Source organism: Mastigocoleus sp. MO_188.B34, assembly GCF_030065675.1.
In the GTDB taxonomy this organism is placed as follows: Bacteria; Cyanobacteriota; Cyanobacteriia; order Cyanobacteriales; family Nostocaceae; genus Mastigocoleus.
On sequence record NZ_JASJDK010000008.1, the window covers coordinates 1 to 15,713 of the forward strand.

Annotated in this window: 10 protein-coding genes; 8 read left to right on the plus strand and 2 right to left on the minus strand. The window is 37.7% G+C overall.

Annotated elements, in window-relative coordinates; all coding sequences use genetic code 11:
• Positions 1 to 218: 218 nt before the first annotated feature.
• Positions 219 to 383 (minus strand): NAD(P)-binding protein, encoded by a 165-nt coding sequence (locus QNJ50_RS28535; protein ID WP_366914206.1) that lies wholly within the window; start codon positions 381 to 383, stop codon positions 219 to 221.
• A 187-nt stretch (positions 384 to 570) separates the two neighbouring features.
• Here QNJ50_RS28535 and QNJ50_RS03080 point away from each other — a divergent pair, with 187 nt between their 5' ends.
• The 5 genes from QNJ50_RS03080 (at position 571) to purF (ending at position 7,289) form a co-directional block, all read left to right on the plus strand.
• A complete protein-coding gene (locus QNJ50_RS03080) occupies positions 571 to 1,305 on the plus strand; it encodes a serine protease (protein WP_300631988.1) in 735 nt (244 codons plus the stop codon).
• Between the two features lie 253 nt (positions 1,306 to 1,558).
• The gene (gene psbA, locus QNJ50_RS03085) at positions 1,559 to 2,641 is read left to right on the plus strand and encodes a photosystem II q(b) protein (protein ID WP_300631865.1); all 1,083 of its coding nucleotides are present in this window, start codon (positions 1,559 to 1,561) and stop codon (positions 2,639 to 2,641) included.
• A 305-nt stretch (positions 2,642 to 2,946) separates the two neighbouring features.
• Positions 2,947 to 5,346, plus strand: a complete 2,400-nt coding sequence (gene purL / locus QNJ50_RS03090; RefSeq protein WP_300631866.1) for a phosphoribosylformylglycinamidine synthase subunit PurL — start codon at positions 2,947 to 2,949, stop codon at positions 5,344 to 5,346.
• Between the two features lie 17 nt (positions 5,347 to 5,363).
• Positions 5,364 to 5,531 carry a hypothetical protein gene (locus tag QNJ50_RS03095; protein ID WP_300631869.1) on the plus strand — a complete coding sequence of 56 codons (168 nt, stop codon included), beginning with the start codon at positions 5,364 to 5,366 and terminating at the stop codon, positions 5,529 to 5,531.
• A 204-nt stretch (positions 5,532 to 5,735) separates the two neighbouring features.
• On the plus strand, positions 5,736 to 7,289 hold the full coding sequence (purF, locus tag QNJ50_RS03100) for an amidophosphoribosyltransferase (protein ID WP_300631871.1): 1,554 nt from the start codon (positions 5,736 to 5,738) through the stop codon (positions 7,287 to 7,289).
• A gap of 245 nt (positions 7,290 to 7,534) precedes the next feature.
• Here the strand turns inward: purF and QNJ50_RS03105 are convergent, their stop codons facing one another.
• Positions 7,535 to 9,340 (minus strand): ShlB/FhaC/HecB family hemolysin secretion/activation protein, encoded by a 1,806-nt coding sequence (locus QNJ50_RS03105; protein ID WP_300631874.1) that lies wholly within the window; start codon positions 9,338 to 9,340, stop codon positions 7,535 to 7,537.
• A gap of 782 nt (positions 9,341 to 10,122) precedes the next feature.
• Here QNJ50_RS03105 and QNJ50_RS03110 point away from each other — a divergent pair.
• From QNJ50_RS03110 to QNJ50_RS03120, 3 genes are all read left to right on the plus strand, one after another.
• The gene (locus tag QNJ50_RS03110; RefSeq protein ID WP_300631877.1) at positions 10,123 to 11,061 is read left to right on the plus strand and encodes a DUF928 domain-containing protein; all 939 of its coding nucleotides are present in this window, start codon (positions 10,123 to 10,125) and stop codon (positions 11,059 to 11,061) included.
• 395 nt (positions 11,062 to 11,456) lie between these two features.
• A complete protein-coding gene (locus QNJ50_RS03115) occupies positions 11,457 to 14,282 on the plus strand; it encodes a CHASE2 domain-containing protein (protein WP_300631880.1) in 2,826 nt (941 codons plus the stop codon).
• Entirely contained in the window at positions 14,279 to 15,583 is a 1,305-nt protein-coding gene (locus QNJ50_RS03120; protein WP_300631882.1) for a response regulator, read from the plus strand. Before QNJ50_RS03115 ends, QNJ50_RS03120 begins: the two co-directional genes overlap by 4 nt.
• Positions 15,584 to 15,713 lie beyond the last annotated feature (130 nt).

The window sequence follows — 15,713 nt, forward strand, 5'->3', positions numbered from 1 at the left end:
GTTTTATTTAGTCAAATAAATCCGACAAAAAGATTTGTACCAGATAAAACGGTTCTTCCGTAGCTGTGATGCTAAATTTTCGGGCTGCAGCAATGATTTGCAATTTAATCTAAAAATGAACATCCCCCAAATCTTTCTCCAGTGATGAGTTTGGGGGATTCTCAATTGTAAAAATCTTCCGACAAATGTCACTACCGTAAATTAAGGGTTTGAAAAATTCATCCTGATGTCTCTAAAATCATCGACTCACCGATTGCAAATCGTGGATGGGATTTGGCTTCAAAAATGATGACTTTTAAACCATGACGAGCTAAAATTGCTCCTAAAGTAGAGCCTGCAATCCCAGAACTGATAATAACAACATCATATTTATAAACGACAATTAACTGATGAAGTTATAAAAGCTTATATGAAAGTTATTAATTGGGGAAGAGTTGATTCTTTCTCACAATTAATGAACAAAAAGAGTGGCTAATTAATAAATTAGATTTTTGTACATTAAATTGCAAATTTTGCGTCGGGATGAACAGTTAAATCAATTGGAGACTGTTTTAGCATTTTTTGCTACCTTTGTGTTCTGACAAGTTAGTTGAAGGACAGACTGTATATATTGCTGGTTATTCTGCATCACAAAAACTAGCAAGAGAGCGTATTTATCGTTTTTATTCGGAAAATTTGATTGGTTTTCTTTCACCTTCCGATGTTAAAAATGGTTATGAATTAATTTACAGTGGCGAACCACAACCGGGGATGAGTGGAAGTCCCATATTAGATAGTAACGGTCGATTGATTGGAATATATGGTTTGACAGACGTTGATATTAGAACAAGTTCTCCTACTTTATTTGGAATTCCTATCAATACTGCTGAAAAATTAGCGACTAGAGCAAGAATTGATTTGGGTTCCTCTGTGGCTGTATCGCCAATCAAATCTCCTTTACCTCTGAAAAAGCCTTTACAAAAAACAAGAGCAAATAATCCAAGAGTAAATAATTCTCAGCGGCTGATTGGTACATGGAATGGAAGTATAGTTAAATATGGTCAGCAAATTCAAATCAGCGTTACTTTAAAGCCAGATCGAACATATACATCATTACAAAAAATTGGTTTACAAAGCATGCGAGATCGAGGAAGTTGGCGATATTCTAACGGTATTCTCTATCAAACTGATAGCTTGGGTTTATTGAGTAAGGGTAGTATTAAGTGGATTTCAGATAATGAAGCCGTATTTACCATCATAGATAACGGAAATCCCATTTTTACAAGAGAAAAAGTACGCTATTTTCGGCAACAAAATTATTTGTAGATAGTGAGTATTAACCGAAAGTAACAAAATAGGGCTTGCGCCCTATGATTTTCGGTCAGACTAATATTTAGGAAGATTGGTGACTGGTTAGACAGATCCCAAATGGGTTCTACATAAGTGAAAATAATTATTTGTATAAATCAATCAAATTTTTCAATAGTTGAAAATAAGTAAAAAAGTGTTACCTAATCCGACACAAGCATAAATAGCTAGCCTAAGATGTATCTAGATATCTCAAAGCAATCATAGAAACATGACAACCACATTACGGACACGTGGCAATGGTTCTCTATGGGAACGTTTTTGCGAATGGATAACTAGTACCAACAATCGTCTTTATGTTGGCTGGTTCGGCGTATTAATGATTCCTACGTTGTTAGCTGCAACAACTTGTTTCATTATTGCATTTATTGCAGCTCCTCCAGTAGACATTGACGGTATTCGCGAGCCCGTTGCCGGTTCCTTAATTTACGGAAATAACATTATTTCCGGTGCGATCGTACCTTCTTCTAATGCTATCGGTTTACACTTCTACCCCATCTGGGAAGCAGCTTCTCTAGATGAGTGGTTATATAACGGCGGTCCTTATCAATTGATCGTTTTCCACTTTTTGATCGGAGTATTCTGCTACTTGGGTCGTCAGTGGGAACTTTCTTTCCGCCTAGGTATGCGTCCCTGGATATGCGTTGCATACTCTGCACCTGTATCCGCAGCAACCGCAGTATTCTTGATCTATCCATTAGGACAAGGTTCCTTCTCTGATGGAATGCCTTTGGGTATCAGCGGTACCTTCAACTTCATGATTGTGTTCCAAGCTGAACACAATATCTTGATGCATCCTTTCCATCAATTGGGTGTAGCAGGAGTATTCGGTGGTTCTTTATTTAGTGCAATGCACGGTTCCTTGGTAACCTCCTCCTTGGTACGTGAAACCACTGAAGCTGAGTCTCTCAACTATGGTTACAAATTTGGGCAAGAAGAAGAAACCTACAACATCGTAGCTGCACACGGTTACTTTGGTCGTCTAATTTTCCAATATGCGTCCTTCAATAATAGCCGTTCCTTACACTTCTTCTTAGCAGCTTGGCCTGTAGTTGGAATTTGGTTTACTGCCTTGGGTGTTAGTACCATGGCGTTCAACTTAAATGGTTTCAATTTTAACCAGTCTGTAATTGATTCTAGCGGTCATGTAATTCCCACTTGGGCAGACATTATTAACCGAGCTAACTTAGGTATGGAAGTAATGCACGAGCGTAACGCTCACAACTTCCCATTAGATTTAGCATCTGGTGAAGTAACTCCTGTAGCTGTGAGTGCTCCCGCTATTAATGGTTAATCTTAGTTCAGTTGGTCTGAATTCACTCAATCTTGGTTAACCTGTTATAGATATTTAGCCAAATTTATCTAGCTAATTCATCCAGCCAAATTAAAAAGTGCCTCTCAGGTCAAGGGGGGTGCTTTTTTGTTAAAAAAGTCAAAATTTAAAAGTCAAAAGTTTACTAATCATAGGTTTTATATCTCCTGACTCCTGACTCCTAACCCCTAACTCCTGACTCCTGTTAACCCTAATTAGAAAATAAATGCTAATTTGTACAATTAAGTCGATAAAATAATTATTCATTTCCTTGTTGCACTAGTGCTATGACCGCCACATCCCCTTCACCCTTTTCTCCTGAACAAATTGCTAAAGAAGGTTTAAAACCTGAAGAATATCAAGAAATAGTCCGGCGACTTGGACGACACCCCAATAAAGCCGAACTGGGAATGTTTGGGGTCATGTGGTCCGAACATTGTTGTTATAAGAACTCTCGCCCTCTGCTCAAACAATTTCCCACAACTGGCGATCGCATTTTAGTCGGACCTGGAGAAAATGCTGGTGTGGTCGATTTAGGTAATGGGCTACAACTAGCATTTAAAATTGAATCCCATAATCATCCTTCCGCAGTAGAACCATTCCAAGGTGCAGCTACAGGTGTAGGCGGTATACTTCGAGATATTTTTACCATGGGCGCTCGTCCGATCGCAGTCCTTAACTCTTTGCGCTTTGGTTCCCTTGAAGATGTTAAAACCCAAAGATTATTTCATGGAGTAGTAGCAGGTATTGCCCATTATGGTAACTCTGTAGGAGTACCAACTGTCGGTGGTGAGGTTTACTTTGATTCGGCTTATTCCGGTAACCCCTTAGTTAATGCAATGGCGTTGGGGTTAATGGAAACACCAGAAATCGTTAAATCTGGCGCATCTGGGATTGGTAACCCAGTATTATATGTTGGTTCTACCACCGGACGTGATGGTATGGGTGGAGCTAGTTTCGCCAGCGCCGAACTTACTATTTCATCACTTGACGATCGCCCAGCAGTACAAGTAGGGGATCCGTTCTTAGAAAAATCTTTAATTGAAGCTTGTTTGGAAGCATTTAAAACCGGTGCAGTTGTTGCAGCACAGGATATGGGAGCAGCCGGTATTACCTGTTCGACCTCAGAAATGGCGGCGAAAGGTGGGGTCGGTGTTGAATTCGACTTAGATAAAATACCGGTGCGCGAATTCGGAATGATTCCCTATGAATATTTGCTTTCCGAGTCCCAAGAAAGAATGCTATTTGTAGCAGAGAAAGGAAGAGAGCAAGAATTAATTGATATTTTTCAACGTTGGGGACTTCATGCAGTAGTTGCAGGTGAAGTAATAGCCGAACCAGTAGTTAGAATTTTGTTTGAAGGTGAAGTTGCTGCGGAAATTCCCGCCGATGCATTAGCAGAAAATACACCTTTATATCATCGAGAATTACCAGCCGAAACACCAGAATATGCAGTCAAAGCCTGGGAATGGAATATTGATTCTTTACCACATTGCACGGTATCTGGGATAAAAATTAAAGAAGAAAGACACACCTGGAATCAAGTATTATTAGCTCTTTTGGATACTCCCAACATCGCATCTAAAAGTTGGGTTTATCGTCAGTATGACCATCAGGTACAAAATAATACCGTAAAACTACCAGGAGGTGCAGATGCTGCTGTTATACGACTGCGTCCCTTAGAAAAAAATAATGATTCTTCATCCCCGGATGCGGAGGTACCCCCAAGTGGAGTTGCAGCAACAGTAGATTGTAATTCTCGCTATGTGTATCTCGATCCTTACGAAGGTGCAAAAGCAGTGGTTGCAGAAGCTGCTCGGAATTTGAGTTGTGTGGGAGCCCAACCTTTAGCAGTAACCGATAACTTAAATTTTGGTAGTCCAGAAACAGCCATTGGTTATTGGCAATTAGCATTATCTTGTCGTGGTTTAGCAGAAGGTTGTCAAGAATTATCAACACCTGTTACTGGCGGAAATGTTTCTTTGTACAATGAGACTTTAGATGCTGACGGTAACCCCCAAGCAATTTATCCCACCCCTGTGGTTGGAATGGTAGGATTAATTCCAGATTTAGCTAAAACTTGCAGCCAAGCATGGGGTGAAGTTGGTGACTTGATATATCTTCTGGGATTACCAACCAACAGCCAAAGAGATTCCAAACTTACCCTTGGGGGATCGGAATATTTGGCAGCTGTTCATCATATTGTTGCTGGAAGACCTCCGCAAGTAGATTTTGAATTAGAAAGGAAGGTTCAGGAAGCTTGCCGTCATGGTATTGATATAGGTTTGATCCATTCGGCTCATGATTGTGCTGAGGGTGGTTTAGTTGTTGCACTTGCGGAATGTTGCATTAGTAGTAAGTTGGGTGCAGAAATTACTTTAGACGTTGCTCCTGATAACTCTACACGTTGGGACGAAATACTTTTTGCTGAAGGTGGAGCGAGAATTATCGTTTCTGTATCTGCGAACCAACAAGAAACTTGGGAATCTTACTTGCAAGAAAATCTCGGACAAAATTGGCAAAATTTGGGTGCAGTAGCAGATTGTGATATTGGTTTGCGAGTTTTAAACGCCGATAAACAAACCTTAATTCAGGCTGGTATCGAAAAAATGAGCAATCATTATTACAATTCAATCCCCAACCGTATAGCACTTAAAAAGGCTGAAGATGGGACACCTGCGAATTAGGCGATCGCACATTGGGTATGGGAAAATTAATTAACCCATTACCCATTATTCAGTTAATGCGCTACCGCGCACGCTTTGCTAACAGTTTATGGCTAACGCCACGCCCTTACGGGCTACAGTTATCACTTAACAGTTATCACTTAACAGCTTTAACCAATAAATTACTTCTGACTTCTGACTTCTGACTTCTTACTCCTTACTTCTGACTCCTTACTCCTTACTCCTTACTTCGTATAAATATTTGCCTAATTTCAAATTTACTTGTTTATGGTGACCATGATTGCGATACTGTTTTAATGGAAGGTTAAGTTTTTTTTAAATTATTTGCATTTATTTGATTCAGTACTCCCATTTATTGACTTGACATCCAGAACAGGAGCAGAGCTAGCATGATTCCCCGTCCATCTACCGCTAAAGAACAATTGCATAACTCCCATAATTTCTCAGAACCGCAGCAAGTTATAGAAAATCCAAAAATTACAGAAGAGCAAAAAATCATACACCAACAAGAACGTCCCGATAAACCCGAAGAAGCTTGTGGTGTTTTTGGTATCTATGCACCAGAACAAGATATTGCCAGACTTACTTATTTTGGATTATATGCCCTACAACACCGGGGTCAGGAATCTGCTGGAATTGCAACCTTTGAATCACAGAAAGTCCATTTACATAAGGATATGGGCTTAGTTTCCCAAGTTTTTAATGAATCTATTTTAGATGAACTGCCTGGTAATATTGGCGTTGGTCACACTCGTTACTCTACTACTGGTTCGAGTCACAAGGCTAACGCCCAACCTGCTGTAGTTGAAACCCGTTTAGGTCAAATTGCATTAGCGCATAATGGGAACCTAGTCAACACATTAGATTTGCGATCGCAATTACTGGAAGATAATCATAACTTGGTCACCACCACCGACTCAGAAATGATTGCTTTAGCGATCGCTCAAGAAATTAATAAAGATAAAAATTTAAATTGGTTAGAAGGAACAGTTAAAGCTCTAAAGCGATGTAAAGGAGCTTTTAGTTTAGTTATTGGGACTCCAGAAGGTGTAATGGGTACGCGGGATCCCAATGGGATTCGTCCTTTAGTAATTGGAACTTTACCCGGAAATCCGGTGCGTTATGTTCTGGCTTCTGAAACTTGCGGTTTGGATATAATTGGGGCAGAATTTTTGCGAGATGTAGAACCAGGGGAGTTAGTTTGGATTACTGAGGAAGGCTTAGCTTCTTACCACTGGAATAAGCAAGAGCAACGTAAGTTATGCATTTTTGAAATGATTTACTTTGCCCGCCCAGATAGTATGATGCACAATGAGACTTTGTATAGCTATCGATTGCGACTAGGAAAACAATTAGCTGCTGAGTCTGCTGTAGATGCGGATTTTGTATTTGGTGTTCCAGATTCTGGAATTCCTGCTGCAATTGGTTTTTCTGAGGCTAGTGGTATTCCCTACAGCGAAGGTTTAATTAAAAATCGTTATGTTGGGCGTACTTTTATTCAACCGACCCAGAGTATGCGCGAGTCTGGTATTCGAATGAAACTTAACCCCCTTAAAGATGTCCTTGATGGTAAACGGGTAGTAATTGTAGATGATTCCATTGTTCGGGGTACTACCAGTCGCAAATTAGTTAAAGCTTTGCGGGATGCTGGGGTCTCAGAAGTACATATGCGAATTTCTTCTCCACCGGTTACCCATCCTTGTTTTTATGGAATTGATACCGATACCCAAGATCAATTAATTGCTGCGACTAAATCGGTTGCAGAGATTAGCGAACAAATTGGGGTGGATAGTCTTGCTTATTTGAGTTGGGAAGGAATGCTCAAAGCAACTCAAGAAGATACTAACACTTTTTGCTCTGCTTGCTTTACTGGGGATTATCCAGTTCCAGTTCCCGACCGACTTAAAGCTTCTAAGTTGATGTTGGAAGAAACAGCGGTTTGAGAATTGGTAATGGGTAATAGGTAATGGGTGATGAGTAATGGTTAACAGGAAAACCCATTACCTAAACCAATAATCAAAGCTATGAGTATAGTACTATTAGCTTTAAAGCATCTGCTCGTAATCTTCCCTGTTAACGGGACTTAGACAAAAAACAAGCAGAAAAAAGCCTCAAAGCCAGTTACAACAAGGGATTAATTTTAAAGCCCCTGGGTATCCCTCTTCGCGCCTAGCAAAGCCCCAATCCTTTAAAAAGGATTAGCAATAATTGAAAAGTAAAGTCCATTTTCTTGTAAACTATCTTTATCCCCAGAAACAGAAACTAAAGGTATACCCCAATCAAAACGGGCGCTGAGACGATCTTCAAGTTGTAAACGTAAGCCCAAACCAGCAGAAACTAAAGTATTTGGGTCAGAATTAGAACTGGTATTTTCTCTACCACTACGATTCCAAGCTGTAGCAAAATCAATAAAAGGAGCAACCTGCAACAAACTTTTGTTTCTTGAGAAGCGAACTATGGGAATCCTGACCTCTGCAGAAGCAAAAATACCGTTGTCCTTGAGCAGTGCATCTTGACGATAACCGCGAATACTTTCTTGACCCCCTAAACCAAATTGTTCAAATGGAACTAATGGTCGATCCGCAAATTGCATATCTCCACGCAACAGTAATAAGGTATCTTTTGCTAATAAACGTACCCACTGCATTTGTCCCCTCCAAGCATAAAAATTACTATCGGGGGATGTTTCATTAATAGTTGAATTGAGCCAATCAACTCCAATACTAAATTGAGAGCGTAAAGCGAATACTTGTTTGCGATCGCGAGATGTCCAATCTTGAAAAAACCGAATTGCACTTACTTTTGTTTTTCCTTCAGCATCAGCACCAGAAGCCTGAAAAGGTACTTGATCTTCGAGAAACCTGGCTTTACTTTCTCGACGAGATAAAGTTACACCCAAACCTAATTCCTGCTGAGTTTTTTCTACTATTAGTTGGCGAAAACTAACTTCGTAATATCGCGAGTCAGATTGGATATCAAGAACATTGAAAGGCTCTTCAATAACTTTATTCTCAGAAATCCCATAATTTAAAGATATGCTACCGTTACGGGGATTAATTGGTAACTTGTAGTGAAAATCAAAAGAATTACTACCATCAGTATTTTTATAACTTCCACTTATGCTATCGCCATAGCCCAACAAATTAGTATCACCGACCTGAATTTGACGACGGAAAGTACCAACACTTGGAGAACGTGCATTATCTAAGACCAAAGAAGTTTGAAAAGTATTTGCTTCTTGAATTTCTATCTCTAGTAGACTTTCTCCCGGACGAGTTCCAGCAGATAATTTTGCTGAAATATTTTCGATTAGGGGATTAATTTGTAATAACTGTAAAGCTTTTAATAACTTTTCCCGATTTAGGGGTTTCTTAGTCGATCTCGCAAGTCTGCTGCGGATATAACCGCGTTTAAGTTTTTGATTCCCTCTAACTTTGATATCTTCTAGCTTCCCTTCAATAACTTTTATTTCAACCACACCGTCTTTGAATTTCTGTGGTGGGATAAAAGCCCCGGATGTAATATACCCCTTACTTATATAGATCTGAGTAATTTCCGATCTAACTTTAAATAACTCTGCAATTGTTAAGGGACGGTTGAGATAAGGTGTAATAATCTTGTCAAAGTCTTTTTGTTTAAGAGCAGTATTACCAGTAATGACAAATTGTTTTACGGTTATTTGTCGAGAAGTATCACCTGGTAAAGTAAATTCTGGTTCTGACAACCTAGGTTTTGGTAATAAATCTTCTGGTGGTGGTAATGGTTGTGGTGGTTGTGGTTCTTCGAATGGCTTATTTGGAGACGGTTCAATATTTCTTGGGGTAATATTAATATCCTGTCGGTTAACATTTGGGTTTTGCACTACCTGAGAATTTACTGGCTTTGATGAGGCTAAGCTTGCAACCACGACTAAATTCAAGCTTAGACAAAGCTTACAAACAATAAATCTAAATTTTTGTGTAGTAATTTTCACAAGCACTCTTTCAAAAGCCATTCAATTAAAGTGCAGATACAAATTAAAGCGGAGATAATATTAAATCTAGAAATCTTAATCCCAAACTTTAACAAAACCAAGGTTCATGTTTATTTAAATACTTAAAATAGAAGAAGTAATCAGTATAAACTCTGATTTAATTTCAAGCTTTATTTATTCACCTAAAGTAAAATTATCATTGAAAAGCTAAACTACACTTTATGTGAAATAGAAGCTGAAAGGCTAATTAACAGAATCATTCATAGAAATCTACACAAAATTACTCGAAAGTTATCAATGATAGGGTTGTTTGTACCCCAGTTCAAAGGTCTACTAGAGTAGCTACAACTAATAACCAAGAATCAAGTCAAACATTAATTGTGGAAACCTCCCACTTGATACGTAATTCCAAGGGAGAAATTGAATTGATAGCTCCAGCTAATTTTGGGAATAATAAATTTAACACTGTCCCAACAACCTGTGCTTCTGTTCGGCAATTACATTTTCAAAGTTAAATTTTCAAATTTACATTTTCAAAAAACTAAAAAAATATATCCTAAACAGATTTTTGTAAGTTTCTAAACATAAATTTAAACAGTCTTTAAAAAATGTAAGTAATCTCTGGGCAGACTCTAAAAAGAAACATTTCTACAATATTAGTAGATTTCAAAGGATAAAAATCTTAAACTTCATAACTCAAAACTTTACTATTTCAGGTATCAAAATCAATAACCACAATCTATCAATCTATAATTTAATATTCCCTTTAGCACTAGTCTTTTTTGAATTTACGGGTGTAAGTGATGAAAAAACAAGTATTTATTGGCACTTTAAGTATATGTACTTTTTTAACTAGTTTTATATGGATATACTCTAAAAGTGCTCATGCCGTTATCTTTCAACCACCACCTGACGAAGGAACTCCGAGGGAAACAAAAGGAGGAGCATCCCGTAGAGATGTGAAATTTGTTCCACCTCCTCAACGTCAAACTCCTAGTCGAACTTCTAGTGGTGGTTCTCGAGGTAGTCTATTTGCTCCTAAACGGGAAAATGGAACTCCAAAATCTGGTACCGGAGGAGTATCTCGTGGGGATTTATTTACCCCAAAACCAGGAAATGAAACCCCTAAATCCGGAACAGCAGGAGGAGGATCTCGTAATGATCCAACATCTTCCAGTTCTCAAAATATCAATCCTCAATCTAGTGTAATTTCTCCTCGGACAATTTTACCGCTTTTACCTCAAACCTTTTTTGGTACAACAGTCTCTGAGCGACCTAACATTTTTGTTTATTTACCTGAGTCTACAGCACAAGAAGCTATTTTTAGCTTTAAAAATGCTGCCGGTAAAACCTTGCATCATGTGAAAATTCCAGTTTCGGGTAAGGCTGAAGTTCTGGCTATAAAAATTCCCACGAGTTTAGAGTTGGAACAAAATTACAAATGGTTTTTAGCATTAAAGGTTAATAATCAGCTTACCCCTAGAACACCTTACGTCAATGGTTGGATCAAGCGAATTCAACCAAATTCAGAATTATTACAGGCTATAGAAAATGAAGATGGTCTTAAACAAGCAAAAGCTTTTGGCAAATATGGTGTATGGTACGACTGCATAGAAACTTTAGCAAAACTGCGCGTTCAAAAACCCAATGATAAAATTTTAGATAAACATTGGTCAGAGTTGCTAGGTTCTGTTGAACTAAAAGATATTGACAAGGCTCCTATCGTAGCTCTAAATAATTAATTCAAGTTTACAAGTTCATAAATCAATAAATTTCAGTAGCACACATTAAAACTATGCCCATAACAAGCTATTTAATCGTTTATGGTATCTTTTGCTAGAGATTTTTTTAGATACTTCTAGGAAAGATTTCACCAATTCTTATTCTCTTTAAGTGATTTACTAATTTGAGGAGAGATTGTACGAATTTAGAATTCCAAAACCATAAACTGTATGAGAATCAACTCGCAACAATACATCAGATATTTAAAACATGATCAAGGATACATAAATAGTGTTAAAGATATATATTTCTAGGATATACATTTCTAGAATATATATTTTATTTTTTTTCAGAGACGGGATATGTCTCGTCTCTATAGTTATAAACTTGACTGTTCCCTGCTCAAAATAGATGTATGTGGCAGAAATTTAAAGCTTTATTTAGAAAAACTCATAGTGTTTTTATTATTACCCCAAGTGTTGCTCTTGTCGTTTCAGTTGGACAGGCAGTAGGACTATTTAACTTAGCAGAATGGGCAACCCAAAATCAATTTTTTCGCTGGCGCTCAACAAAAAAATTAGCTCCGGAAGTTGTAATTGTCACTATTGATGAACAAGATATTCAATTTGTAGGTAAATGGCCAATTTCAGACCAATCCCTCGCTCAATTATTAAAAAAAATTCGCGTACAAAAACCCCGCGCCATTGGTCTAGATATATATCGAGATTTACCAGAAGGAACAGGAAGAGAAGAGCTTGTACAAGTTTTTCGTACCACTCCAAATTTATTTGGAGTTGAAAAAATAACAGGAGAACGAGTCAAACCACCACCGGAATTAAAAAAACGAGAGCAAGTTGGTTTGGCAGACTTAGTATTAGATAGCGATTTCCATGTACGACGAGCCCTACTAACTGCTGTTGATAAAGAAGAAGAAAATACTCTCAAAGCAGGATTAGGAACCATTGTTGCTTTAAAGTATTTGGAAAAAGAAGGAATTACTTTAGAAAGCATTGACCCCCAACGACAAAAATTCCGGTTAGGTAAACAAATTTACCTACCCTTACAAAATCTAGAAGCTGGTTATCGGGATAAAGATTTAGGTGGATATCAAATTTTACTTAATTGGTATGGCTCGGAAAAAGCCTTCGTAAGGGTGAAGATGCGGGATGTTTTACAGGGAAATATTCCCAAGGATATAATGCGCGATCGCATGGTGTTTATTGGTTCAACTGCTGCGAGTACTAATGATTTTTTTAGTACCCCGTTTAGTTCTTCTTGGCTATCGGAAACAACTCAGACACCTGGTGTAGCTATTCACGCTAATATTGCTTTACAATTAATCCACGGAGCAAAAACTGGCACAGCTAACTTAAAAGGTTTTTCTGGAAGTGATTTTCTTGTTTGGATCATTTTTTGGTCTGCCATTGGGTCTTTCGGTACTTGGTTTTTAAGTGCTAATTGTACTCAAAAATCCCTCATCGGAGGCAATATACTCTGGGCAACTGCAGGTATTAGTATAGTCTTTCTGGGTGGTACCTATTGGAGTTTCTTAGGCGGACTATTGGTACCGGTAGTCCCCACTTTAGTTGCTTTTATTGGTAGCACGATCGCCACAACGAATGCCTATAAACAGCAGAAACTGGAAGAAACTAATAGCCAATTGGAAATTGCTAATACTCAATTACTGCAATACTCGAAAACCCTAGAAACAAAAGTCGAAGAACGAACCCACGAGTTGCTCAAAGCGAAGCAAGCTGCAGAGATCGCGAACCAAGCTAAAAGCGATTTCCTTGCTAATATGAGTCATGAATTGCGCACGCCACTCAATGGCATAATTGGATATGCTCAAGTTTTAGAGCGTTCGCCAACCATTACAGATAAAAATCGAGAAGGAGTTAGTATTATTCATCAGTGTGGTTCCCATCTCCTAATGCTGATTAATGATATTTTAGATCTTTCGAAAATCGAAGCCGGTAAATTAGAGTTATTTCCCAACAAAATTCATTTACCAGGTTTTTTAAATGGCGTTACAGAGATGTGTCGGATTCGGGCACAGCAGAAAGGTATTTCGTTTGATGTCATTCTGGATCGAAATCTACCGACTGCTGTCAATGCTGATGAAAAAAGATTGAGACAAGTACTAATAAACTTGATTGGAAATGCCATTAAATTTACTGATAATGGTGGAGTAATTTTTAAAATAGATACTATTAAAACTATTACATCTAAAACTTTAGTCACGGAAAATAGAGATATAGACAGTAAAGAAATTGTAAACCCCTCACCAGCTTGCAATATTCGTTTTCAGATAGAAGATACAGGTGTTGGAATGTCACCCGAACAATTGGAGAAAATTTTTCAACCTTTTGAGCAAGTAGGTGATGTTGGAAAGCGTCCTGATGGTACAGGTTTAGGATTAACCATCAGTCAAAGAATTACGACTTTGATGGGTAGTCAAATAAAAGTCCAGAGTCGTTGCGGTGAAGGAAGTATTTTTTCGTTGGATTTAACGATGCCGATCGTTAATGATTGGAATACACAAGAAGTAGTATCACAACAACAAAAAATTACAGGAATTCGGGGTACCCCACCTCAAATTCTTATTGTTGATGATGACAATCAGCACTGTTGCATGTTGAGTAATTTACTACAAAGTATTAGTTTTCGTACTTTGGAAGCAAGTGATGGTTTACAAGGTCTAAAGTTAGCAATTGGAAATCGACCTGATTTAATTTTACTCGATTTAGTCATGCCGAATATGGATGGCTTTGAACTCATGGTTAAACTTCACGAGAATCCCCAAACAACCTCAATTCCTATTATTGTCTCCAGTGCAAAAGTGTTTGAAGCCGAGCGTCAAAAAAGTCTAGAAGCAGGGGCAAAAAACTTTTTACCTAAACCTCTACAAATAGAGGAGTTACTTAATGCATTACAAACCATACTAAAAATTGAGTGGATATACGAGCAATCGGAATTAGCAAAACCATCTTGGAAAGAATCACAGACTTCAATTCCTGAAAGCAAGTTAATTTTGCCATCCCAAGATATTTTGCAGCAACTTTATCACTTGGCAATGATGGGTGATATCCCAACTATTGAGGAAACACTAAAAGATGTTACCAATCAGAGCGCAGAATTTATTGTTTTTACCAAAAAAATTGGAGAACTTGCAGCCAATTTTCAAACTAGAAAAATACGTAATTTTCTCGAGCAATTTGTCTTAAAGGATTCACCTCAATGACTATCAAACTTCTTTCCAAGCCCAAGTATATCCTTTTAGTTGATGACAATCCCAATAATCTCAAGGTGTTATTTGAAGCTATTCAGGGTCATGGTTGGAAGGCTTTGATGGCAACAAATGGAGAATCAGCAATTGAACAAGCAGAATATGCCAAACCGGATTTGATTCTGTTGGATGTTATGATGCCTGGAATTGATGGATTTGAAGCTTGTCGCAGACTTAAAGCTAATTCTGTCACTCAAGATGTACCGGTAATTTTTATGACTGCTTTATCGGACACTACAGATAAAGTCAAAGGTTTAGAAATTGGTGCAGTTGACTATATTACTAAACCATTTCAACAGGAAGAAGTAATTGCCAGATTAAAGTTACATTTAAATTTATCTCACCTTACCCATACTCTTGAACAAAAAGTGGAGGAGCGGACTGCTGAATTAAGCAAATCTCTAGAACAGCTACAAAAAACTCAATTACAATTGATCCAAAGTGAGAAGATGTCTACTTTGGGACAGCTAGTAGCAGGTATCGGTCATGAAATTAATAATCCGCTTAACTCAATAGTTGCAAATACATTCCATGTTCAAGAATATACTAGTGATATGCTTGAGGTACTAAACCTCTTCCAAGAAAAGTTTGCTGAACTAGATCCAAATATTGCTAAATTGTTGGAGAAAATTGATTTAGAGTTTCTCAACGAGGATTTGCCAAGCTTAATAAAATCAATGCAACACGGGGTTACTCGCTTGGAAGGTATTAGCCTTTCTTTGAGAACTTTTGCCCGTTCCGACATTTCATCCAAGGTTGAATTTCAAATTCATGAAGGACTTAATAGTACTCTAATGTTACTTCAGCATCGACTTAAAAGTAATAAAGATCGTCCCGAAATTGAGGTTGTCAAAGACTATGGTGATTTACCACCTATCACTTGCTATCCTGGACAGATAAATCAAGTATTTATGAATTTAATTGCCAATGCAATTGATGCATTTGAGGAACTCAATTGTAATCGCTCTTATCAAGAAATCATTGCCGATCCAAATATTATCAATGTAAAAACAAGAGTGAGTGACGAAAAAAATACAGTTACAATTTATATTAAAGATAATGGTATTGGTTTAAACCCTCAAATACAAGATAAAATTTTTGACCAAACATTTACTACTAAGGCTGTTGGTAAGGGAACTGGTTTAGGATTAGCAATCAGCCGTCAGATAGTTGTGGAAAAACACAATGGAACTATCGAATATAACTCAATTCCTGGTCAAAGTACGGAATTTATAGTTACCCTACCTATTAGTTGATTTTGTGATTTTTGATTTTTTAGTCTTGATATTTAGAGTTATTAATTTACCAGGATAACTAATTTACTTAGTCATACCATAGTGAAATATTATGCAAGTTTTTATACTGACCGATGTAGTCGTAAATCCC

What these genes read in the sequence shown, in the direction of transcription:
- purF (WP_300631871.1), top strand. Translation starts at nt 5,736, where the DNA reads ATGATTCCCCGTCCATCTACCGCTAAAGAACAATTGCATAACTCCCAT.
- QNJ50_RS03110 (WP_300631877.1), top strand. Translation starts at nt 10,123, where the DNA reads ATGAAAAAACAAGTATTTATTGGCACTTTAAGTATATGTACTTTTTTA.
- QNJ50_RS03115 (WP_300631880.1), top strand. Translation starts at nt 11,457, where the DNA reads ATGTGGCAGAAATTTAAAGCTTTATTTAGAAAAACTCATAGTGTTTTT.
- QNJ50_RS03120 (WP_300631882.1), top strand. Translation starts at nt 14,279, where the DNA reads ATGACTATCAAACTTCTTTCCAAGCCCAAGTATATCCTTTTAGTTGAT.
- psbA (WP_300631865.1), top strand. Translation starts at nt 1,559, where the DNA reads ATGACAACCACATTACGGACACGTGGCAATGGTTCTCTATGGGAACGT.
- QNJ50_RS03105 (WP_300631874.1), bottom strand. Translation starts at nt 9,340, where the DNA reads ATGGCTTTTGAAAGAGTGCTTGTGAAAATTACTACACAAAAATTTAGA.
- purL (WP_300631866.1), top strand. Translation starts at nt 2,947, where the DNA reads ATGACCGCCACATCCCCTTCACCCTTTTCTCCTGAACAAATTGCTAAA.
- QNJ50_RS03095 (WP_300631869.1), top strand. Translation starts at nt 5,364, where the DNA reads ATGGGAAAATTAATTAACCCATTACCCATTATTCAGTTAATGCGCTAC.